Raw genomic sequence first — 21096 nt, forward strand, 5'->3', positions numbered from 1 at the left:
TTTACTTTTTTAAATTCAGGCGGCAGGGAATCAAAAAATTCCCTGCCGTTTCACAGTGTTATGATTTTTTGCGCCTAAAAAAATTTTTTATCGGGCCTTGGGGCCGGCCTTGCCCTGGCGCACCAGCTCGGCCACCTGTTCCACATCCTTGTCGCCGCGGCCGGAGAGGTTGACGAGCAGGACCTTGTCCTTGCCCATGCCGGGCGCCATCTTCACGGCCTGGGCCAGCGCGTGGGAGGATTCCAGCGCGGGCAAGATGCCCTCGTGCCTCGAGAGCAGGAAGAAGGCGTCCAGCGCCTCCTCGTCGGTGACGCTCACATACTCGGCGCGGCCCGTATCCTTGAGCAGGGCGTGCTCCGGCCCCACCGAGGGGTAGTCGAGCCCGGCCGAGATGGAATAGACCTCGCCGGCCTCGCCTGCGGGGTTCTTGACCATGTAGGAGTTGAAGCCGTGCATGACCCCGGGCTCGCCGAGGCAGAGCGAGGCCGCGTGCTCGCCGTAGCCCTTGCCCCGGCCGCCCGGCTCCACGCCGATGAGCTTCACTTCCATGTCATCGAGGAAGCCCGCGAAAAGGCCGATGGCGTTGGAGCCGCCGCCCACCGCGGCCAGGCAGGCGTCCGGGAGCCGCCCGAGCTCGGCCAGCATCTGCGCGCGCGCCTCGCGGCCGATGACGCTCTGGAAGTAGCGCACCATATAAGGATACGGGTGGGGCCCCACGGCCGAGCCGAGCACGTAGAACATCTCCGGGTCGGCGATCCAGGCCTCCAGCGCCTCGTCCACGGCCTCCTTGAGGGTGCGCTGCCCGCTCAGGGCCGCCACCACGCGCGAGCCCAGCATCTCCATGCGGATGACATTGAGCCTTTGCCGGGCCATGTCCACCTCGCCCATGTAGACCGCGCATTCGAGGTCCATGAGGGCGGCGCTCGCCGCCGTGGCCACGCCGTGCTGGCCCGCGCCCGTCTCGGCGACCACGCGCTTCTTGCCCATGCGGCGGGCGAGCAGGCACTGGCCGAGGGTATTGTTGATCTTGTGCGCGCCCAGGTGGTTCAGGTCCTCGCGCTTGAGCCAGATCTGCGCGCCGCCGAGGCTGCGGCTCAGGTTGGCGCAGTGGAAGACCGGGCTGGGACGGCCGGCGAAGTGGGTGTTGAGGCTGTCGAGCTCGCGGTGGAAGGAGGCATCTTCCAGAGCGGCGGCAAAGGCGTCCGCCACCTCATCGAGGCGCGCCTTGAGGGGCGGCGGCACGAACTGGCCGCCGTAGGCGCCGAAAAATCCCCTGCTGTCCGGCTTGCCCGTGGGGGCGGCGTCCTGCTTTTCGCTCATGGTCATCTCCTTTTAATGTATATGGATGCGTTTTTCCCGTGTGGGGGCGCGCGTGGCGCGCACAGACAAGCCCGGTCACTCTCACGTTTTTGCGCGGCCGCTGTCAAGCCGTCATCCGCATGGACACAGCGCCCGAAAGCGGCTAGACTGCCCGCTCCAAATGCCCATAACAGGAGGCGGGGCCATGGTGGACGAACGCTATATCGGCGATGGCAAGGTGCTGCTTTTGGCGGGCGGCGGCAGGATCTTCACCGACATCGCCGCTCGTTTCGTCCGCAGCGAGCGCGAGCTGGAAGACATCGCCGCGTCGCCCTATTCGCGCGAGATCGTGCGCAACATCCTGGGCAGCGGGCACGGCGCCGCGCTGGAATTCGACTGGTTCCTCTTCGGCGTGGAGGGCTATTCCCGCGTGACCGAGGTGCAGCTCGTGCGCAAGCGCCACGCCTCCTACCTCATCAAGTCCGGCCGGGCGGAGCTCAAGGGCAAGCGCCGCTTCAGCGTGGCCTGGCCCCGGGCCGCGGCCGACTTCACGGCCGAGCTGAGGCTGCCGGACGGCCGGCCCGCGCGCCTTTCCGGCCGCGACCTCGCCGAGCTCTCGCGCCAGTGGTACGAGGCCGGCCTCGCCGAAGGCATCCCCGAGGAGGACCTGCGCTACCTCAAGCCCCAGGCCACGACCTTCAAGGCCATCATCGGCATGAACGCCCACGCCCTCAGGGACTGGTTCGCCATCCGCTGCTGCCGCAACGCCCAGGCCGAGATTCGCGACCTCGCGTGGAAAATGCTGCGCCTCTGCCGCAAGGCCGCTCCCGACCTGTTCGCGGGCGCGGGCCCGAGCTGCGTCGGGCTTGGCTACTGCCCGGAGAACGCCCTGCAGAACCCGGCCTGCCGCGGCCGCATCCTTACGAAAGAAGAAGCCCTGGGCATCCTGCGCGAACGGGAAAGGGCGAACCACATGCCGAGCCCGGCCGAGTTCAACGGGGGCGAAGCGGAGGACGGCGCAGGGGAGGTGTAGCTGCGCCCGCGGCGCGCGTGTCCCCGTAAAAATTTCAAGGGTCCATTCCCTTGTCTTGCAGAAGTGTTGGCGCTATCATGCTGCCTTCTTTCATGGAATTGTGCCTGTGACGGCACCGGCAGGCCCAAGGCCTGCGGAACCTTTGTTTTTTTGAGGATATCATGGCCCGATTTTCCGATGCCACCCGCTCATCCGAGGGCGCCCGCTTCACCAATTTCGATGAGGTGTACAGTGCGCTCTATGTGGATTTTGACAACATCTATACCCGCATCCTCGAGGCCGACCCGGACGCCGCCCGCGCCTTCGGCTTTTCGCCCTACCGCTGGGTCCGCTGGATAGAGAACCACGCCCTGCGCATCCTCTATGGCGATGGCGTGCGCCGGCGCATCCTGAAGCGCACCTGTTATCTCAACCCCGAGCGCTACCGCGAATTTCGCAATCCCTTCATCCGCAGCGCCTTCCAGGTGGTGGACTGCCCGCCGCTCACCTCGCGCGGCAAGACGAGCACCGACATCCACCTCGTCATGGACTGCATGGACGACCTTTCGCACTCCACGCACTTTGACGAGTTCATCATCCTTTCCGGGGACGCGGATTTCACGCCCCTGCTCATCCGCCTGCAGGAGCACGCCAGGCGCACCCTCGTCCTTTCCGTGGGCTATTCGTCGCCGGCCTATGCGGCCGCGGCCTCGTGGCGCATCCGCGAGGACTGGTTCATCCAGCAGGCCCTGCGCGACGACCGCGCGCCCGAGGACGGGGAGGAATCGGTGGCGAGCCACGCCGCCCGCTATGTGCCCCCGGCGCAGCGCGCCGGGCTCCCCCAGGACGATGACGAGGACGATGACCCCTGCCCCGGCAACGAATAGCCGGAAGCCGGGCGAGCCAGCGGCGTATTTCCGGCAACGGACACACCGGGCCGGTTTTTGTTCACCATAACCCATTCAGGAGGCCCACATGTTCCGTTCCCTCTGCGGCGGGTTCGTTCTCGCCCTGGCCATTGTGGCCCTTGGCGGCATTGCCCAGGCCGCCGAAAAATACACCGTCGCCAGCGACTGCACCTGGCCCCCCATGGAACTTCTGGACGACCAGAAACAGCCCACCGGCTATTCCGTGGACTATATCAAGGAAGCGGCCAAGGCCGCCGGCATCGACGTGGACGTGCAGAACGTGGCCTGGGACGGCATCTTCGGCGGCGTGGCCACCGGCAAGTACGATATCGTCGCCTCCTCAACCACCATCACGCCCGAGCGCCAGAAGCAGTTCGCCTTTACCGTGCCCTACTATGAAGTGGAGCAGGCCGTCATCCTGCCCGCCGGCCAGAGCATCCAGAGCCTTGCCGACCTCAAGGACAAGAAGGTTGGCGGCCAGATCGGCACCACCGGCATCTTCGTCATGCGCAAGGCCGACACCGGCGCGGACCTTCGCGAATACGACGACGTGGGCCTCGCCATCCAGGACCTCGTGGGCGGCCGCATCGACGCGGTGATCTGCGACGACCCGGTGGCCATGTACTATGTGAACAAGAAGCCAGACACCGCCGGCAAGCTCAATCTTTCCTACAAGACCGGCGACAAGGAATATTACGGCTTCACCGTGCGCAAGGGCCGCGACGACCTCGTGGAAAAGCTCAACAAGGGCATCAAGGCCGTCAAGGATTCCGGCAAGGAAGCCGAGCTCATCAGCAAGTGGATGGGTGACGGCAAGTAGCCTGGCAGTTTCAAGCACGGGGCCCGGCCAGGACCTCCCGCGGAGGAGCCCGCATGGACAATCACGGCACCAATTCCGACAGGCCCGCAAGCGATTCGGGAAGGGCGGGGCAGCCGCCCTTCCTCGGCCTCTTCCGTCCCCGAAGGGGGATCAATCCCACCTTTGAGGGCGAAGAAGGCCACAGCAAGGCCAATATCGTCCTTGTCACCGACGGGGCGTCCATTCCCAACCCGCAAGAGCGCAGGCTCGTCAACGCCTGGTCCATCGCCCTCGTGGGCGCGGTCGGCTCGCTCATCGCGCTCTGCCTGCTCTGGCCGGACCCCTACCTGCGCATCCTGCTCTATCTGCCGGATGGGGTGGTCATCACCTTCGAGATCACCATCCTTTCCATCTGTTTCGCCGTGCCGCTCGGGCTTATCACGGGCCTCGGGCGCATCTCGCGCAACCGCTTCATCAATCTTCTGGCCTCCACCTATGTGGAGGTCATCCGCGGCATCCCGCTGCTGGTCCAGCTTTTCTACATTTACTACGCGCTCTCGCGCTTCTTCCAGGTGAGCGGCATCGCCTCGGCCGTGACCGCCATCAGCATCTGCTACGGCGCCTACATGGGCGAAGTGTTCCGCGCGGGCATCATGGCCATCCCCAAGGGACAGAGCGAAGCCGCGCGTTCTCTCGGCTTCAACCGCTTCCAGACCATGTTCCTCGTCATCCTGCCGCAGGCCTGGCGCACCATCCTGCCGCCCGTGGGCAACGAGTGCATCGCCATGCTCAAGGATACGTCGCTCGTCTCCATCTTGGCCGTGCCGGACATCATGCAGCGCGCGCGGAGCTTCGTGGGCACCACCTATCTCTATTTCGAGACCTATACTGTAGTGGCGCTCATCTATCTCATCATTACCCTCATCCTCTCCAAGTGCGTGAGCCACATGGAGGGGCGGCTCAATTATTACGACGGCAAGTAGAGCGGTGAGGTGCCCTTGCCGCAAAAAAGCCTCCGCGCCCGGCGCGGGGGCTTTTGCATTTTTTGGGCGCGGGGGATATGCTCTTTCCGCAGCTTTCGGGCCGGCGCCTCGCCGCGGGCCGGAGATTGCGGAAAAACGCCAAAATATACAAAGGAGTCGCCATGTTCTGTGACCAGTGCGAACAGACCGCCAAGGGCACCGGCTGTACCGTGGCCGGCGTGTGCGGCAAGAATGCCGAAGTGGCCCTGCTTCAGGACCAGTTGGTCTATCTGTTGCGGCGCCTCGCGCCGCTGGTGGAGCAGGCGCGCGAAAAAGGCATGGATACCGATGTCTATGACGATTTCATCGCCGACACGCTCTTCGCCACGCTGACCAATGTCAACTTCGACCCCGAGGCCATCGAGAAGCTCCAGACCGAGACCCTGCTCCACGCGCGCACCCTCGCCGCCCAGCTCGGCGAGGTGCCCGAGGACCTCTCGCTCTCCATCGAGGAGTACCGCAAGCGGCTCCCGGAGAGCGTGGTGGGCATGGACAACTTCTCCAGCGACGCGGACGTGAACTCGGCCATGCAGATCCTGCTCTTCGGGCTCAAGGGCCTCTGCGCCTACAAGGACCACGCCGCGCGTCTCGGCCAGCGCGACAAGGAGCTCTCGTCCTTTGTCTGCAAGGCGCTCATCGCCGGCACGGCGTGGGACGGGGCGGTGCGCGACCTCGGCGGCTGGCTCGACCTTGTGCTGCAATGCGGGCGCGGCAACCTCAAGGCCATGGAGCTTCTGGACGCGGGCAACACCGGCCACTTTGGCGACCCGGTGCCCACAGAGGTGGATCTCGGCCACCGCAAGGGCAAGGCCATCCTCATCTCGGGCCATGACCTTTACGACCTCGAAGCCCTGCTCAAGCAGACCGAGGGCACGGGCATCAACGTGTACACCCATTGCGAGATGCTGCCGGCCCACGGCTATCCGCGCCTCAAGGCCTATCCGCATCTTGCCGGCAACTTCGGCACGGCGTGGGAAAACCAGCAGAAGGAACTGCCGGACTTCCCCGGCCCCGTGCTCTTCACCACCAACTGCATCCAGAACCCGCGCGCCTATGGCGACAAGGTGTTCACCTCCGGCAATGTGTCGTGGCCCGGCTGCACGCACTGCAGGGAGCGCGACTTCTCCGCCGTTATCGAAAAGGCCAAGGAGATGCCCGGCTATGCCGAGGACGCGCCCGGCCAGAAGATCCTCACCGGCTTCGGCCGCAAGACCATGCTGGACGCGGCCCCGGCCGTGCTGGACGCGGTGGCCCAGGGCAAGCTCAGGCATATCTTCCTCGTGGGCGGCTGCGACGGCGCCAAGCCGGCCCGCAGCTACTACACGGAATTTGTGGAAAAGACGCCCAAGGACACGGTGGTGCTGACGCTCGCCTGCGGCAAGTTCCGCTTTTATGACAAGGACCTGGGCAAGCTCGGCGATTTGCCGCGCCTCATGGACTGCGGCCAGTGCAACGACGCCTACACGGCCATCCAGACGGCGCTCGCCCTGGCGGACGCGCTCAAGTGCGATGTCAACGACCTGCCGCTCTCCATGGTGCTCTCGTGGTACGAGCAGAAGGCCGTGGCCATCCTGCTCACCCTGCTCGCCCTTGGCGTGCGCAACATCGTCATCGGCCCGAGCCTGCCGGCCTTCGTGTCCCCGGCCATCCTCAACATCCTTGTGGAACAGTGGGGCCTCTCCCTCATGACCACGCCGGACGAGGACATGGCGCGCCTGCTCGGCGACAAGTAGCGGTACCTTACGCGGCCGCCGCCGGAACGTTCGCCGGGGGCGGCCGCGGCATATTTTTTCAAGGAGGGCGCCTATGCGCCGCAAAGACAGGGAAAGAACCGACGCCGCTTTTTTTGACGCCGTGTTCGCCGCGTCGGAAGTGCTCTTTCTGGCGCTGAAAAACGGCGACGCCCCGTATTGCCTGCCCGTGAACTTCGCCTACGACCACTCACGCGACTGGGCGCGGCTCTACATCCACTGCGCGCACGAGGGGCTCAAGCTCGACTGCGTGCGCAGCGACCCGCGCGTGGCCTTCAGTTGCGCGGTGGACATCCATATCGATGTCGACAAGGCCACCACGTATTACAAGTCGGTCTGCGGCACGGGCCGCGCGCAGGTGGTGGAAGACATGGCGGAAAAGTGCCACGCGCTCGACTGCATCGGCGCCCGCTACGCCGCGCGGTGCCCCAGGCCCACGCCGGAAGCCACGGCCCGGCGTGTGACCATCCTGCGCATCGACATCGAATCTCTCACGGGCAAGGAGTGCAAGCCGGCGGAGGAGGGGGCCCGCGCCTGAGGGGCCGGGCGTCGTTTTCAGCGCCTCGTTTCTCCGTCCACGCGCGCCGCGCGGCGCGCCATCCACAAGGCATGGCCTGCAATGCTGGACGAACACGTCAAATCTTTCGGGCAGCGCGGCAAGTGCTACCGCTTCCGGGATCATGACCTCATCAAGAACATGAAGGCCGTGCACCTGCTCTCGGCCATCGCCTGGGGCGGCGGCGCCTTTGCCATGCAGGCGCTCCACATCCTGCGGACGAGCGCCGGCGGCGTGCCCCCGGAAATGGTGGCCCGCTGCTCGTGGTTCATCGACACGTGGGTGGTGATGCCGGGCCTCTTTGGCTGCATCCTCACGGGCCTGTTCTACTCCTTCTTTACGTCGCTTGGCTTTTTCAGGTTTGCGTGGATCATCTACAAGTGGCTCATCTCCGCGAGTGCGCTCTTCTGGGGGCTCTTTTTCTGGAGCTCCGCGGGCGACAGCCTCATCGCGTGGCTCGGGAACTCGATACTCGCGGATCTTCTGCGCTTCATGCGCGGCCTCATCCTGCCGGATTCCGTGTGGGCGAGCATCCTCCAGACCTGCATCATCCTCTCCATGTGCCTTATTTCCATCTACCGGCCGCTTTCCTTCCTGCCCGGAAGGCACCGCGGGGGCCCGGGCGGGAAGATGCCGCTGCTCCCCGGGGATGTGACGCCGGCCCCGCCGGAATTGTGCGTCACGGAACCAGCGGCTGGGCCCGGGCAACGCCCGGCATGAGCCGGGGGTGAGGCGCCGTCGTGGCGCAGGGCGCGCCATTGGGCGCTTGCCAGATGCCGCCCGCATGCACTACTATTGCCAAAACCCGTCAGAGCGGCGCCGCCGCCTGGCACAACCATGAGGTGCCCTATGCTCCGCACGCTTTTCAGCACGGTCTGCGCGCTCGCGCTGACCGCCTCCCTGGCGATGGCCGCTCCCGTCACCCTTAAACTCGGCCACATCGCCGAGCCCGAGAACGTCTACGGCCAGGGCGCCGACCACTTCGCCAAGCTGGTGAAGGAACGCAGCAACGGCGAGATCGACATCCAGGTCTTCCCCTCCAGCCAGCTCGGCAACCAGCGCGACCTCGTTGAGGGCCTCGACCTCGGCACCGTGGACATGACCCTCACGGGCACCGCCGTCATGGGCAACTTTGTGCCCGAAGTGGCCGTGTTCGACCTGCCCTTCATCTTTCGCGATGTGGACCACGCCTACAAGGCGCTGGACACCGTGGGCATGGAGCTCGCCAAGAAGGGCGAGGACCGCGGCATGATCACCCTCGCCATCTGGGAAAACGGCGTGCGCCACATGACCAATAACAAGCGCCCCATCAAGGAGCCCGAAGACATGAAGGGCCTCAAGGTGCGCGTCATGGAGCAGCCGGTCTACATCGACATGATGAATTCCCTCGGCGCGAGCCCCACGCCTATGGCCATGAGCGAGCTTTACACGTCGCTCCAGAAGGGCGTCATCGACGGCCAGGAGAACCCGCTCGGCCACATCGCCACCAAGAAGTTCAACGAAGTGCAGAAGTATCTCTCGCTCACCGGCCACACCTACGCCTCGGAGCCGCTGCTTATCTCCACCCGCGCATGGAAGAAGCTGACGCCGGAGCAGCAGGCCATCGTCAAGCAGGCCGCCATCGACACCCGTGACTGGGAGCGCCAGCTCTGCCGCGACCTCGAGGGCAAGTTCCTCCAGCAGATCAAGGACGCCGGCACCACCGAGGTCAACGACGACGTGAACAAGGAAGCCTTCGCCAAGGCCACCAAGCCCGCGTGGGACAAGTATGTGAAGCGTTTTGGCGACGCCAACATCAAGGCCATCCAGGCCGTGAAGTAGGCGCGCGAGGCTGGGGCGTTTCTGCGCGCCCCGCTGTTGCCGCGTGAGCACCGGGGCTGAGTCCCCGCGCGGCAGGGCGCACCCGCGCGCATCGTCCCGCGGCGCTTGGGCGCGCCGCGCCCTCCCTCAGGATCTCCGGGGCTGCCGAAACTCTCGGCAGCCCCGGATGGGCGTTTTATTCGCCCGGTTTTCCCCTTGTCCAGGGCAAGGATCTCCAAGAGCACGGATCTCCAAAGGATGGCTTCTATGCAGCAAAAAAGTCTGTGGCAGACCCTCTTTGACGGGCTGGACAAGGTATTGAAATTTTTGGTCATCGTCGGGAACGGCCTCATGCTGCTCATTGTGTTCGGCCAGGTCATCACCCGCTATGTCTTCAACTACACGCCCTATTTCGGCGAGGAGCTGGCCCGCTATCTCTTCGTGTGGGTGGTCTTCCTCGCGCTGCCGCTGGTGGCGAAAAGCGGCGGCCACATGGCCATCGAGACGCTGACAAGCCACGTCCACGGCGCGACCCTGAAATTCCTGAACATCCTTGCGGACATCTTCACCATCATCTTCCTGCTCATCATGGTGGTCTGCGGCGTGCAGATGGTGCTGCGCACGAGCTACCAGACCTCGCCGGCCATGATGATCCCCATGTCGTGGGTCTATTGCGTCATTCCCTTCGGCTGCGCCGTGATGCTGCTCTATGTGGTCATCAACCTTATCAACGTGATCAAGACACCCGCCGGGGACATGTAGCAGGAGGCCACCATGACGCTCTGGGTAATTCTCGTCTCCTTCCTCATCATCCTGTCCACCGGCGCCTCCATCGGCGTGGGCCTGGGCCTCTCCTCGGCCATCGTGCTCTGGGCCGTGCAGGATATGCCCCTTGTGGTCGTCGTGCAGCGGATGTTCACGTCCATCGACTCCTTCTCCTTCATGGCGGTGCCGTTCTTCATGCTGGCCGGCGCCTTCATGAGCGAGGGCGGCGTGACGCGCCGCATCGTGGACTTCTCCATGGCGCTCGTGGGCGCGCTTGCCGGCGGCCTCGCCCTCGTTGTGGCCGTGGCCGGCATGTTCTTCGCGGCGCTTTCCGGCTCGTCCGCGGCCACGACGGCGGCCATCGGCGCCTCCATGATCGACGAGATGGAGCGGCGCGGCTATCCCCGCAGCTTCGCCGCGGCGGTGGTGGCCAGCGGCGGCACCGTGGGCATCGTCATCCCGCCGTCCATCACCATGGTCGTGTACGGTTCCATCGCCAACACCAGCGTGGCCGAGCTCTTCATGGCCGGCTTTTTGCCCGGCATCATCATGGGCGTGGTCATGTGCCTCACGAGCTGGGTCATCTCCAAGAGGAACGGCTATCGCGGCGAGGGCCAGTTCTCGGTCATGCGGCTTTTGCGCACCACCAGGGAATGCTTCTGGGCGCTGATGATGCCGGTCATCATCCTGGGCGGCATCTACAGCGGCATCTTCACGGCCACCGAGGCCGCGGCCGTGGCCGCCGTGTACGGCGCCTTCGTGGGCTTCTTCATCTATCGTGAGCTCCACCTCAAGGACCTCTGGCGCACCCTGCTCAGCGCGGCCTACAACACCACCATGATCATGTTCGTGGTGGGCGCGGCCAACCTGTTCGGCTGGATCCTCACCAACGCCCAGGTGCCGCACATGCTGGCCCAGGGCTTTGCCGACGTGGCGAGCAGCCCGCTGGTGTTCCTCATGCTGGTGAACGTGCTTTTGCTCTTCATCGGCACGCTCATCAACGCCTCGGCGGCCATCGTCATCCTCACGCCCATCCTGCTGCCGGTGGCGCTGGGCCTCGGTATCGACCCGGTGTTCTTCGGCGTGCTCATGGTCATCAACCTCGCCATCGGTTGCATCACGCCGCCCGTGGGCCTCGACCTCTTCGTGGTGTCGTCCATCGCGGGCATTTCCATCGACAAGGTGACGGTGAAGGTGCTGCCCTATCTCGCCACCCTGCTTATTTCGCTCGTCATCTTCACCTGGTTCCCGAGCATCATCACCTGCGTGCCGAGCATGATGAAGTGACGGCGCGCCGCGCGAACGCATAACAAAAGCCCCTCTCCTGCGAGAGGGGCTTTTCTGTTGTGCGCGGGAGGGGCTTGCGACCCTTTCCCTTCTACTTCACATAGCTTTCATAAAGCGCCGCCGCGCGCTCGCGGGCCTTTTTCACGCGCTCGGAAAGGCCGAGCTTGTAGGCCGCGAGGTCGGCGATGGGCCGGGCGGCGATGCCCGAATCCATGGCGGCCTTGGCCACCGCGGGCGTCACCCACTCGATGATGCGCGGGTCAAAGGGCTTGGGGATCACATAGTCGATGCCGAAGGAGAACTTCTGCCCGCCATAGGCCTTTTCCACTTCCGCCGGGACGGGCTCGTGCGCCAGCGCGGCGAGCGCCTTGGCCGCGGCGATCTTCATTTCCTCGTTGATCTCCGTGGCGCCCACGTCCAGGGTGCCGCGGAAGAGGAAGGGGAAGCCGGAGACATTGTTGATCTGGTTGGGATAGTCCGTGCGGCCCGTGCCCATGATGCAGTCGGGGCGCGCCGCCTTGGCGTCCTCATAGGTGATTTCCGGCTCGGGATTGGCGCAGGCGAAGATGACCGGGTCTTTCGCCATGCTCTTGGTCATGTCCTTGGTGACCAGGCCCTTGACCGAGAGCCCGAGGAAGAGGTCCGCGCCGTTCATGGCCTCGGCGAGGGTGCAGTTCTTGTCCTGCGCGTAGCGGGCCTTGTATTCGTTGAGGTCGGTGCGGCCCTTCCAGATCAGGCCCTTGGAGTCGAACATGTAGACATTCTTCGGGTCCACACCGAGCGCCACATAGAAGTTGCAGCAGGCGATGCCGGCAGCGCCCGCGCCGGAGACCACCACCTTGCAGTCGCCGGGCTTGCGGCCCGCGATCTCGCAGGCATTGAGGAAAGCCGCGCCTGTGATGACCGCCGTGCCGTGCTGGTCATCATGGAAGACGGGGATGTTCATCTCCTTCTTGAGCTTGTCCTCGATGTAGAAGCATTCCGGGGCCTTGATGTCCTCGAGGTTGATGCCGCCGAAGGTGGGTTCCAGCGCCTTGACGATCTCGCAGATCTTGTCCGGGTCTTTCTCGTTGAGCTCGATGTCGTAGACATCCACATCGGCGAACATCTTGAAGAGCACGCCCTTGCCCTCCATGACCGGCTTGGCGGCCTTGGGCCCGATGTTGCCGAGGCCGAGCACGGCCGTCCCGTTGGAGACCACGGCCACGAGGTTGGCGCGGCCCGTGTAGTCCGCAACCTGCGCCTCGTCCGCATGGATGGCCATACAGGCTTCGGCCACGCCCGGCGAATAGGCCATGGAGAGATCTTTCTGGGTGTTGCAGGGCTTGGTGGGGAGAACCTCCACTTTGCCCGGACGCGGATAGTGATGGTAGTCCAGTGCTTCCTGTTTGGTGTACAAGGCCATGGCGAAACTCCTTTTGCTTCCTGGCCGGCGTTGTGCCCGGCCGTTGAGGGCTATGAAATGAGCAGGAGTACGAGCAGCTGCCCCATGAGGATGCGCAATATCATGGTGACAGGATAGACCGTCGAGTAGCCCGTTGCCGCCACGTCGCCGCCATAATACTGCATGGCAAAGGCCAGCGCTGGCGGGTCGGTCATGCTGCCCGCCAGCATGCCGCAAATGGTGGGGAAGTTGATCTTCCACACCGCGCGGCAGAAGAGGGCGGCGGTGAACAGCGGCACAAAGGTGATGATGGCGCCGATGCCCATCCAGCGCAAGCCCGGGCCGTTGACCACGGTATCAACAAAGCCCGTGCCCGCATAGAGGCCCACGCAGGCCATGAAGAGCAGGATGCCGATCTCGCGCATGAGGTTGTTGGCGCCCGGGCGCATATACCAGGTGAGCCCGGCGAAGCGCTGCACCCGGGCGAGGATGATGGCGAGCACCAGCGTGCCGCCGGCCACGCCTAGGCGCAGCCCCGTGGGCAGCCCCGGCACGAAGACCGGGATGCTGCCGATGAACACGCCCGCGAAGATGCCGATGAAGATGGCGAGCATGTTGGGGTGCTCGAGATGGGCCGGTTCATTGCCCACGAGCTTCGCCAGGGCGTCGGCCCCCGGGCCCTTGCGGACGACGATCTTGTCGTCCAGCCTGAGCCGCCACTTGCCGTTCCAGGCATATTCGTTCCTGCCGCGGATGAGCACCCTGATGTCCGCGTCGGCGGGCGCGATAGCCGCGAGCTCGCGCCCGGAGACGGCGCCGCTCGTGACGAGCAGGGTCTCCGTGTCCGCAAGGTCGAGCTGTTCGTGGTGCTCGGGCTTCGCCGCCCTGAGCCGTGCCAGCTCCTCGCCCACATTGATTTTGAACAGCCCCTTGAGCAGCATCATGGTGAGGATGATGCCGAAAATGCCGAAGGGATAGGCCACGGCATAGGCCATGCCGATGACCTTGAGGCCCTCGGCCACCACGTCCGGCGCGCCGCCTACCATGCTCCAGGCCTCATTGGCCGAGCCCAGGGCAGGGGTATTGGTCACGGCGCCGCTGAATATGCCCGCGGTCTGCGGCACGGAAAGGCCGAACGCGGCAAAGCAGGCCGCGGCCAGAAGCGCCCCGGCCAGCACCACATAGACGGCCGCGCCGCAGAGCTTGAGGCCCTGGTCGCGCAGCGACTCCACAAAGGTGGGCCCCACGGCCATGCCGATGGCGTAGACAAAGAGGATGAGGCCGAATTCGCGCGTGAAGGACAAGACCTTCGGGTCGAGCGAAAGGCCCATGTGCCCCAGGATGATGCCGCTGAACAGGATGCCGCCGATGCCGAAGCTGACGCCGAAGACGCGGATGCGCCCGAGCAGGATGCCGAGGGCGATGGTGATGCTCAGGACGAGTGTGGTCTGCACGGCGCCGTGCGTGATAAAGAGCTTGGTCAGTAAGTCCATCGCGGCGGACTCCGCAAATGTTGGAGAGTCGGCCCCGGCGCCCGGGCAAAACGCCCCGAGCGCCGAAGCCTGGGGGAAAGGGCTAGTCGTTCTTGTCCGGGCAACCCACGAGCTTGTTGCGGATGAAGTCCGGGATGATGGCCTTGACCGATTCCAGCGTCACCATGCGGCGCATGACGCCGAGCTGGTCCTGCAGGGGTATCTGCTTGGGGCACACATTGTCGCAGGCGAGCAGGCCCATGCAGCCGAAAACGCCGCTGTCGTCGCCGATGAGCTCATAGTAATCCGAGGACTTGCGCTCGTCACGCGGGTCGATATAGAAGCGCGCAAGGCGGTTGATGGACGTGGCGCCGATAAAGTCGTCACGCATGCGCGCCGTGCCGCAGGCCGCCACGCAGCAGCCGCACTCCACGCAGCGGTCGAGCTCGAAGATCTGGTTGGCGAGCTCGTTGTCCATGCGCTCTTCGGGCGCGTTTTCGTCGAACTGCTTTTTGGTGTGTATCCAGGACTCGATCTTCTTGCCCACGCCCCGGAACCACGTCCCGGTGTCCACCGAGAGGTCGCCCAGGAGCTTGAACACCGGCAGCGGGTGCAGGGTGATCCTGTCGGGCAGGTCGGCCGTCTGCGTGTGGCAGGCGAGACCGGGGCGCCCGTTGATGACCATGCCGCACGAGCCGCAGATGCCGGCCCGGCAGCAGAAGTCGAACTGGAGGGTGGGGTCCTGCTCCTCGCGGATCTTGTTGAGCGCGATGAACAGGGTCATGCTGGGGGTCTCCTCCAGCGTGTAGGTCTGCATATGCGGCTTTGAGTCCGGGTCCGCCGGGTTGTAGCGGAAGATTTCAAAGGTCAGCGTGCGTCCCATGACTATGCTCCCTGGGCTTCTTTTTTCTCGGCGAAGGGCACCAGCTTCTCCGCGGGGATGTCCGGCCCGTCGATGATCTTGCCGCCGCCATAGCCGCGGTCGCCGGGGGGCAGGATGAAGAAGGGCGTGGCCTCCTCATAGCTGAGGGTGGGCAGGGTGTCGCCCGGCTTCCAGGTGGCCAGGGTGCGCTTGAGCCAGTCGCGGTCGTTGCGCTCGGGATAGTCCTCGCGGGCGTGGGCGCCGCGGCTTTCCGTACGCTTCAGCGCGCCGTAGGCGATGGTCAGCGCAAGGCGCACCATGCCGGGCACGCGCAGGGCCATGGCCATCTCGGCGTCCTGCCCGCGCTGGCCCTTGCCCGCAAGGCGCATGTTCTTCGTGCGCTCGAGGATTTCCTGGAGCGTGTCCACGCCTTTCTGCAAATCCTTGCCGTTGCGGAAGATGCCCACATATTCCATCATGGCGTCCTGCATCTCGTTGCGCAGGGTGTAGCAGTCGTCGCCGGTGCCCTTTTTCAGGTTCTCTATGCGCTGCTCAACGCCCCGGAGCGCGTCCTGCATGGCGTCCGCCTTGAAGACCATGCTGTCGCCCTCAAGGAACTCCACCACCTTCTTGCCCACCACGCGGCCGGCGACAACGGTCTCGGCGAGCGAATTGCCGCCCAGACGGTTGAAGCCGTGCATGTCCCAGCAGGCCGCCTCGCCCGCGGCGAACAGGCCCTTGAGCCCGTAGGCGTGGCCGTCCTTGTTCACGCGCACGCCGCCCATGCTGTAGTGCTGGGTGGGCCGCACCGGGATAAGCTGGTGGATGGGGTTCACGCCGAGGAAGTGGCGGCAGATGTCGTACACTTCGCGCAGGTTGGTGGTGATGTGCTTTTCGCCCAGATGGCGGATGTCCAGCCAGAGGTGGTCGCCATAAGGGCTTTTCACGCCGAAGCCCTTGCGCATGTGCTCGGTCATGCGGCGCGAGACCACGTCGCGCGAGGCGAGCTCCGCCTTTTCCGGCTCATAGTCCGGCATGAAGCGGTATTCGTTGACATCGAGCAGGGTGCCGCCGTCGCCGCGGCAGCCCTCGGTGACGAGGATGTCGGTGGGCACGGTGCCCGTGGGGTGGAACTGCACGGCCTCCATGTTGCCGAGCGGCACGACGCCCGTGTCCTGCGCGATGATCTGGCCGCCGCCGTCGCAGATGACGGCATTGGTGGTGGCGCGGTAGAGGCGCCCGAAGCCGCCGGTGGCGATGAGCGTGGCGTTGGCGATATAGGCCTCAAGCTCGCCGGTGCGCAGGTTGCGCGCGATGACGCCCATGCAGCGCTCGCCGTCGTGGATCAGGGCCTCGGCCTGCATGCGGTCATGCACCTGCACGCCCAGTTGGAGCATGCGGTTGTCGAGCGTGAAGAGCACGGCGTGGCCGGTGCCGTCCGAGGTGTAGCAGGTGCGCCACTTGGCCGTGCCGCCGAAGGCGCGGGAGTGGATGAGGCCCTCGTTTTCCTTCTTTTCCGTGGCCTGGAAGGGCTTGCCGCCCTTGTAATAGGTGTGCTCGCCGGGGACGACGCGGTTCCACGGCACGCCCATGAAGGCCATTTCGCGCATGGCGATGGGCGCCTGCTCGGCGAAGATGCGCGCCACCTCCTGGTCGCAGCCCCAGTCCGAGCCCTTGACCGTGTCGTTGAAATGGATCTCCGGCGAGTCGCCGTCGCCCATGATGGAATTGCCGAGCGCCGCCTGCATGCCGCCCTGCGCGGCCGAGCTGTGCGAGCGCCTGGGCGGGACGATGCTCAGGCAGATGACGTTGTATCCGGCCTGGGCCGCCTCCACTGCCACGCGTTCCCCGGCCAGACCTGCGCCCACCGAGAGGACATCACAATAATGGATCTGCATTGTTCCCCTCCTATTGCACTGCCTGGATAAGGGCGTCGCCGATGAACCACACGCGGGTGATGGAGCAGGTGCCCAGCACGAGGTAACAGCCCATGACGATCCAGATGAGCTTGCGCCAGAATTCGCGCCGCGCCCGGGAAATAAGGCCGTATTTCACGCCGATGCGGTAGACGCCGATGCCGGTGTGGAGGATACACGCCGGCAGGAAGAAGACATAGAAGACCACCCAGCCCTCATGCAGGCGGATGGCGCTCTTGTCCACCTCGAGCGGCATGTCGATCATCACCGAATAGACATGGAAGAAGGCGCCCACGAGGATGATGGTGGCCGTGACCACCTGCACGAGCCAGAGGCTCGTGTCCGCGTCGCCCAGCTCCCGGCTGTGCTGGAAATAGACGCGCAGCTCGCCGGCGCGGAAGGGCATCTTGCGGGCCGCGATCCAGAAATGGAGCACGATGATGAGCAGGATGAGCGGCGCGGCCACCTGGGCGAGATAGATCTCTTCCATGAACCAGCCGATCCAGTCCGTGATTTTCGGGCTCAGGACGACGCTGCCCTCGAGCACGAGGTGCACGCAGATAAACAGCGCGAGCACGGCGCCGGAGAGGGCCTGCCAGAAATCCAGGCGGGATGGGGCCTCTTGCGGGGATCGTGGAGTCATGGCTTCTCCTCACAATTTGCGGTACGGCTTTTGCCCGGCTTCATAATAGTCGCAGCCCTCGCTGTCTATGACCACGATGGCCGGAAAATCTTCCACTTCCATGGCGGCCAGGGCCTCGGGGCCGAGGTCGGGCCAGGCGAGCACGGTATATTTTTTGATGCGCTCGGCGATGAGCGCGCCGGCCCCCCCCACGGCCGCCAGATAGGGCACGCCGTTCTTCTTCATGGATTCCACCACTTCCGGCTTGCGGTAGCCCTTGCCGATCATGCCCTTCAGCCCCTCGTCCATGAGGCGCGGGGCATAGGCGTCCATGCGCCCGGCGGTGGTGGGCCCGGCCGAGCCCACGGCCTTGCCCGGCTTGGCCGGGGAGGGGCCCACGTAGTAAACGACCTGCCCGGTGAGGTCGACGGGCAGCTTCTCGCCCCTGTCGAGGCATTCGACCATGCGCTTGTGCGCCGCGTCGCGCGCGGCGAGGATGGTGCCGGTGATGAGCACCTTTTCGCCGGCCCTGAGGCTGCGCGCCGTGGCATCGTCAAAAGGTGCGGTGATCCTTCTCGCTTCGGCCATGAGTCGCCTCCTAAAGCACCGCTTCGGCATGCCGCGCGGCATGGCAGTTGATGTTCACGGCCACCGGCAGCGATGCGATGTGCGTGGGCGCCCACTCCACATGCACGGCCACGGCCGTGGTTTCGCCGCCGAGTCCCTGCGGGCCGATGCCGGTCTTGTTGATGAGGGTGAGCAACTCGTCCTCAAAGGCGGCATAGCGAGGGTCATGGTTGCGCGTGCCGATGTCGCGCGCGGCCGCGCGCTTGGCGCAGAGGCAGGCGAGCTCCATGTTGCCGCCGATGCCCACGCCCACCACCATGGGCGGACAGGAGTTGGGGCCCGCGGCCTTCACCGCGTCAAGGATGACCTTGCGCACGCCCTCGATGCCGTCCGCGGGCACGAGCATTTTCAGGACGCTCTTGTTTTCCGAGCCCGCGCCCTTGGGGGCGAGCCGCAGGCGGATCTTGTCGCCGGGCACGATGCGGGCATGGATGACGGCCGGTGTGTTGTCCTTGGTGTTCCTGCGCTCGAAGAGCGGTTCCTCCACGCTGGACTTGCGCAAAAAGCCGCCCACATAGCCCTCGTGGATGCCCTTGTTGACGGCCTCCACAAAGTCGCCGCCGGTGATGTGCACATCCTGGCCGATGTCGGCGAACACCACGGCGAGGCCCGTGTCCTGGCAGATGGGCACTTGCTCGCGCTTTGCGATGTCCGCATTTTCGAGCAACTGGTCGAGGATGTCGCGCCCCACTGGCGAGGGCTCGCAGGCCTTGGCCTTTTCAAGCGCAGCCTTCATCTCGTTGGGCAGGTCGCAGCAGGCCTCCACAGCCAGCTTCGCCACCGCCGCAGTTATCGCTTCAGCCGGTATTTCCCGCATATGTCCTCCCGAAAGGTTTTCTCCCGACTTCTAAAGAAATATGAGTCCGACCACGCAGGCAATATTGAGTGGTCAATCAAACAGTTTTTGAGGCACGCTAAACGAGGCCAAACACTTTTAGGGCACGCAACGGGGCAAAGGCTGTTTGGAGACCTCGCCGGCGCCCCATCTGTCCGAACGTGCGCCCATCCTAATGCGCTTTATTTCACAAGGCAAGATTTTTTCCATATTGCCCGTTGATCGGTCAGCACCGTAAAAAAGAAAGGGGCCTTGCCCTCTGGCCTGACCCCGTGATTTTTTACTTGGTGGGGGCGAGATACGATTTTAAGCATATATGGCTGTTTTTACAAGCATAAAAAATATTTTTAAATTTTGATACCAGCGCCCGTACCAACAAATCGCAAGTATTACTGTAGTTCAAGTCTATTGCCGAAATCATGGTGATAAAATAAGGTTCTGCGCTATTTATTATTTTGAATACATAATGATGAGCGTCACAGGAAGCCTATGGCGGCTAGGATATCCTGATAATGAATAAAGTCCCGGCGGCCTACATCTATCTTCTATTGATATGGTCTATTTTCCTCAATATTTCGCGCAGCCTCATAAGGTTGTCCAGTTGCTCAAAAATCATGCGCTTATCCCAAAATAATCCATGTGGAGCTTCGGGGCGCTGGGCCAAAAGACGGATATCCGTCTTTCCGCCCATCACTGCCCGCACTATGCCGGAAGCTCCCACTCTGTCAAGGCCAAGCCCTTCGGGTCGCTTGCGGGCGCCTTGACATTCGTGGCCGTACCTCCGGCATGGAATCCACGCGGGCGATGGGCGGGAACGTCTCAGGCGGGGGCTTCGGCCACGAACACTCCACGAAATGCAAATGGCGGAACGATAACATCCGCGCTAGGCTGAACCACACCGCTTCAAAAATTATCTTCCCCCCGTTTTTCATCTCGGTTCCCCCACTTCACCAATGCCGGGCAAGTAATTTCAGCTCTCCGACCGTCAGGTTTAATCTCACCTGGTTGATAGCTTCTTAAGACCGCTCTCACGTTTTTCCCGATGCCATCATCCTGTCCCTTGCAAGGAAACGATGGCTCTTAATCTTGCCAAAGGCACGGTGTACCTCTTCGGCCATCGTCCAACAAAACACAATGCCATGTTTTTGTTTTTTTCGCTGGTCATGCCTTGGTTTGCTTGGGTATGCTCGCGCAAAATTCTGGAGGAGGAGTCGTTTTATGCTGATCGGGAAACTTCGTTTTTTGGGGGCAGTAAGAATTTACAGGTTGGTAGCTGGCTGCCGCCAGCCACTTCAACCTGCCAAAGGGCTGCGCCCTCTGGACTCCCTGAGGGCGCGCTCGGCGCTTCGCTTCTCGCACGCATGAGGGAAAAGAAATGAAGAAGAGAGTCACCAAATACCCATGCCGACGCACGGTAAGAATCACCCAGGCCGAGGACGAAAAGCTGAAAACTCAGGCTGCGATTGCGCGCATCTCGGTTGCCGAATACATGCGGAGAAAATTTTTTGGAGGACGCCCCATCATCGCAAGAACCGATGATCTTGTCATCCGGGAACTGAGAAGGCTCGGCGGCTTGCTCAAGCATAATTTCGTACTGGCAAGCGAGGCGAATCAGCCAAAAGCATGGCACGAGATACGCGAGACCTTAAAGAAAATCCAAGCGGCCATTGATCTCCTGGGGAAAGAAAATAATCCTTAAAAAATTCAAGCGCACCAATCTTTCGCGGACAAAACGGACCATGGTTGGTGGTCTGTTCGATTATGTGTTGGCCGAGAAAGACGAAGACGGCAAGGATAAGTGCGTCTGGTCAGGCGCGCTCAATTTTATCGCCGCCACTCGGAAAGGCCAAAAGGCGGAAATGATTTCTCTGGCTGAGGAATCCATCAAAAGCCGGATGCCTGTGGCCCACTGGATGTTGAGCTGGAACGAGGACGAGATCCCCACCGAGGCACAGGTCACGGAGGCCGTGCAAATGTTTCTCCAGGGCATGGGCTTGGAGGGGCATCAGACGCTCGTGGCTGTCCATACCAACACTCAGAATGTCCATGCCCATATCCTTGTCAACCGAGTTCATCCAGACACCTTGCAAGTCATCCAGCCTCACAAGGGCTTTGACATCGAAGCAGCCCACAAGATTGTGGCGCTGATCGAGAAAAAGCAGGGATGGCAGCCGCAGAA

General features: G+C 63.6%; 21 protein-coding genes. 13 read left to right on the forward strand and 8 right to left on the reverse strand.

Annotated features, from left to right (window positions below; genetic code table 11):
- Positions 1 to 87: 87 nt before the first annotated feature.
- Positions 88 to 1320, reverse strand: coding sequence for a tryptophan synthase subunit beta (trpB, locus tag HDR50_RS11090; protein WP_291358231.1), 1233 nt, complete (start codon positions 1318 to 1320; stop codon positions 88 to 90).
- Positions 1321 to 1504: 184 nt separating this feature from the next.
- Between trpB and thyX the strand changes: the two genes are divergently transcribed.
- From thyX to HDR50_RS11140, 10 genes are all read left to right on the forward strand, one after another.
- Positions 1505 to 2332, forward strand: coding sequence for an FAD-dependent thymidylate synthase (gene thyX, locus HDR50_RS11095; protein WP_291358232.1), 828 nt, complete (start codon positions 1505 to 1507; stop codon positions 2330 to 2332).
- A 161-nt stretch (positions 2333 to 2493) separates the two neighbouring features.
- Positions 2494 to 3198 (forward strand): NYN domain-containing protein, encoded by a 705-nt coding sequence (locus HDR50_RS11100; RefSeq protein ID WP_291358233.1) that lies wholly within the window; start codon positions 2494 to 2496, stop codon positions 3196 to 3198.
- 88 nt (positions 3199 to 3286) lie between these two features.
- Positions 3287 to 4039, forward strand: a complete 753-nt coding sequence (locus HDR50_RS11105; protein ID WP_165076271.1) for a basic amino acid ABC transporter substrate-binding protein — start codon at positions 3287 to 3289, stop codon at positions 4037 to 4039.
- Positions 4040 to 4092: 53 nt separating this feature from the next.
- A complete protein-coding gene (locus HDR50_RS11110) occupies positions 4093 to 5001 on the forward strand; it encodes an amino acid ABC transporter permease (protein WP_291358235.1) in 909 nt (302 codons plus the stop codon).
- Positions 5002 to 5162: 161 nt separating this feature from the next.
- Positions 5163 to 6773, forward strand: coding sequence for a hydroxylamine reductase (hcp, locus tag HDR50_RS11115; RefSeq protein ID WP_291358236.1), 1611 nt, complete (start codon positions 5163 to 5165; stop codon positions 6771 to 6773).
- A gap of 73 nt (positions 6774 to 6846) precedes the next feature.
- Positions 6847 to 7329 carry a pyridoxamine 5'-phosphate oxidase family protein gene (locus tag HDR50_RS11120; RefSeq protein WP_291358237.1) on the forward strand — a complete coding sequence of 161 codons (483 nt, stop codon included), beginning with the start codon at positions 6847 to 6849 and terminating at the stop codon, positions 7327 to 7329.
- A gap of 81 nt (positions 7330 to 7410) precedes the next feature.
- Positions 7411 to 8067, forward strand: coding sequence for a hypothetical protein (locus HDR50_RS11125; RefSeq protein ID WP_291358238.1), 657 nt, complete (start codon positions 7411 to 7413; stop codon positions 8065 to 8067).
- A gap of 129 nt (positions 8068 to 8196) precedes the next feature.
- A complete protein-coding gene (locus HDR50_RS11130) occupies positions 8197 to 9168 on the forward strand; it encodes a DctP family TRAP transporter solute-binding subunit (RefSeq protein ID WP_291358239.1) in 972 nt (323 codons plus the stop codon).
- 246 nt (positions 9169 to 9414) lie between these two features.
- A complete protein-coding gene (locus tag HDR50_RS11135; protein WP_291358240.1) occupies positions 9415 to 9909 on the forward strand; it encodes a TRAP transporter small permease in 495 nt (164 codons plus the stop codon).
- 12 nt (positions 9910 to 9921) lie between these two features.
- A complete protein-coding gene (locus HDR50_RS11140) occupies positions 9922 to 11199 on the forward strand; it encodes a TRAP transporter large permease (RefSeq protein ID WP_291358241.1) in 1278 nt (425 codons plus the stop codon).
- A 91-nt stretch (positions 11200 to 11290) separates the two neighbouring features.
- On the opposite strand, the gene HDR50_RS11145 is transcribed toward HDR50_RS11140, so the two are convergent.
- From HDR50_RS11145 to HDR50_RS11175, 7 genes are all read right to left on the reverse strand, one after another.
- Positions 11291 to 12604 carry a malic enzyme-like NAD(P)-binding protein gene (locus HDR50_RS11145; RefSeq protein ID WP_291358242.1) on the reverse strand — a complete coding sequence of 438 codons (1314 nt, stop codon included), beginning with the start codon at positions 12602 to 12604 and terminating at the stop codon, positions 11291 to 11293.
- A 50-nt stretch (positions 12605 to 12654) separates the two neighbouring features.
- Positions 12655 to 14076, reverse strand: coding sequence for a permease (locus HDR50_RS11150; RefSeq protein WP_291358243.1), 1422 nt, complete (start codon positions 14074 to 14076; stop codon positions 12655 to 12657).
- Between the two features lie 82 nt (positions 14077 to 14158).
- The gene (locus HDR50_RS11155) at positions 14159 to 14938 is read right to left on the reverse strand and encodes a fumarate reductase iron-sulfur subunit (protein WP_291358244.1); all 780 of its coding nucleotides are present in this window, start codon (positions 14936 to 14938) and stop codon (positions 14159 to 14161) included.
- 2 nt (positions 14939 to 14940) lie between these two features.
- The gene (locus tag HDR50_RS11160; protein ID WP_291358246.1) at positions 14941 to 16815 is read right to left on the reverse strand and encodes a fumarate reductase flavoprotein subunit; all 1875 of its coding nucleotides are present in this window, start codon (positions 16813 to 16815) and stop codon (positions 14941 to 14943) included.
- A gap of 10 nt (positions 16816 to 16825) precedes the next feature.
- Complete coding sequence (locus HDR50_RS11165) at positions 16826 to 17476, reverse strand: succinate dehydrogenase/fumarate reductase transmembrane subunit (RefSeq protein ID WP_291358248.1); 651 nt, start codon at positions 17474 to 17476, stop codon at positions 16826 to 16828.
- 9 nt (positions 17477 to 17485) lie between these two features.
- Entirely contained in the window at positions 17486 to 18043 is a 558-nt protein-coding gene (locus HDR50_RS11170; RefSeq protein WP_291358249.1) for a Fe-S-containing hydro-lyase, read from the reverse strand.
- 10 nt (positions 18044 to 18053) lie between these two features.
- A complete protein-coding gene (locus HDR50_RS11175; RefSeq protein WP_291358250.1) occupies positions 18054 to 18899 on the reverse strand; it encodes a fumarate hydratase in 846 nt (281 codons plus the stop codon).
- Between the two features lie 1091 nt (positions 18900 to 19990).
- On the opposite strand from HDR50_RS11175, the gene HDR50_RS11180 reads away from it, so the two are divergent.
- From HDR50_RS11180 to HDR50_RS11190, 3 genes are all read left to right on the forward strand, one after another.
- Positions 19991 to 20296: a hypothetical protein gene (locus HDR50_RS11180; RefSeq protein ID WP_291358252.1), complete on the forward strand. Its 306-nt coding sequence runs from the start codon at positions 19991 to 19993 to the stop codon at positions 20294 to 20296.
- The gene (locus HDR50_RS11185) at positions 20293 to 20616 is read left to right on the forward strand and encodes a hypothetical protein (protein WP_291358253.1); all 324 of its coding nucleotides are present in this window, start codon (positions 20293 to 20295) and stop codon (positions 20614 to 20616) included. The genes HDR50_RS11180 and HDR50_RS11185 overlap by 4 nt, the downstream gene beginning before the upstream one ends.
- A partial coding sequence (locus tag HDR50_RS11190) for a relaxase/mobilization nuclease domain-containing protein (protein ID WP_291358254.1) occupies positions 20585 to 21096 on the forward strand: 512 nt, incomplete at its 3' end. The genes HDR50_RS11185 and HDR50_RS11190, both read left to right, overlap by 32 nt.

Source organism: Desulfovibrio sp., from assembly GCF_014803725.1.
Classification (GTDB): domain Bacteria; phylum Desulfobacterota; class Desulfovibrionia; order Desulfovibrionales; family Desulfovibrionaceae; genus Desulfovibrio.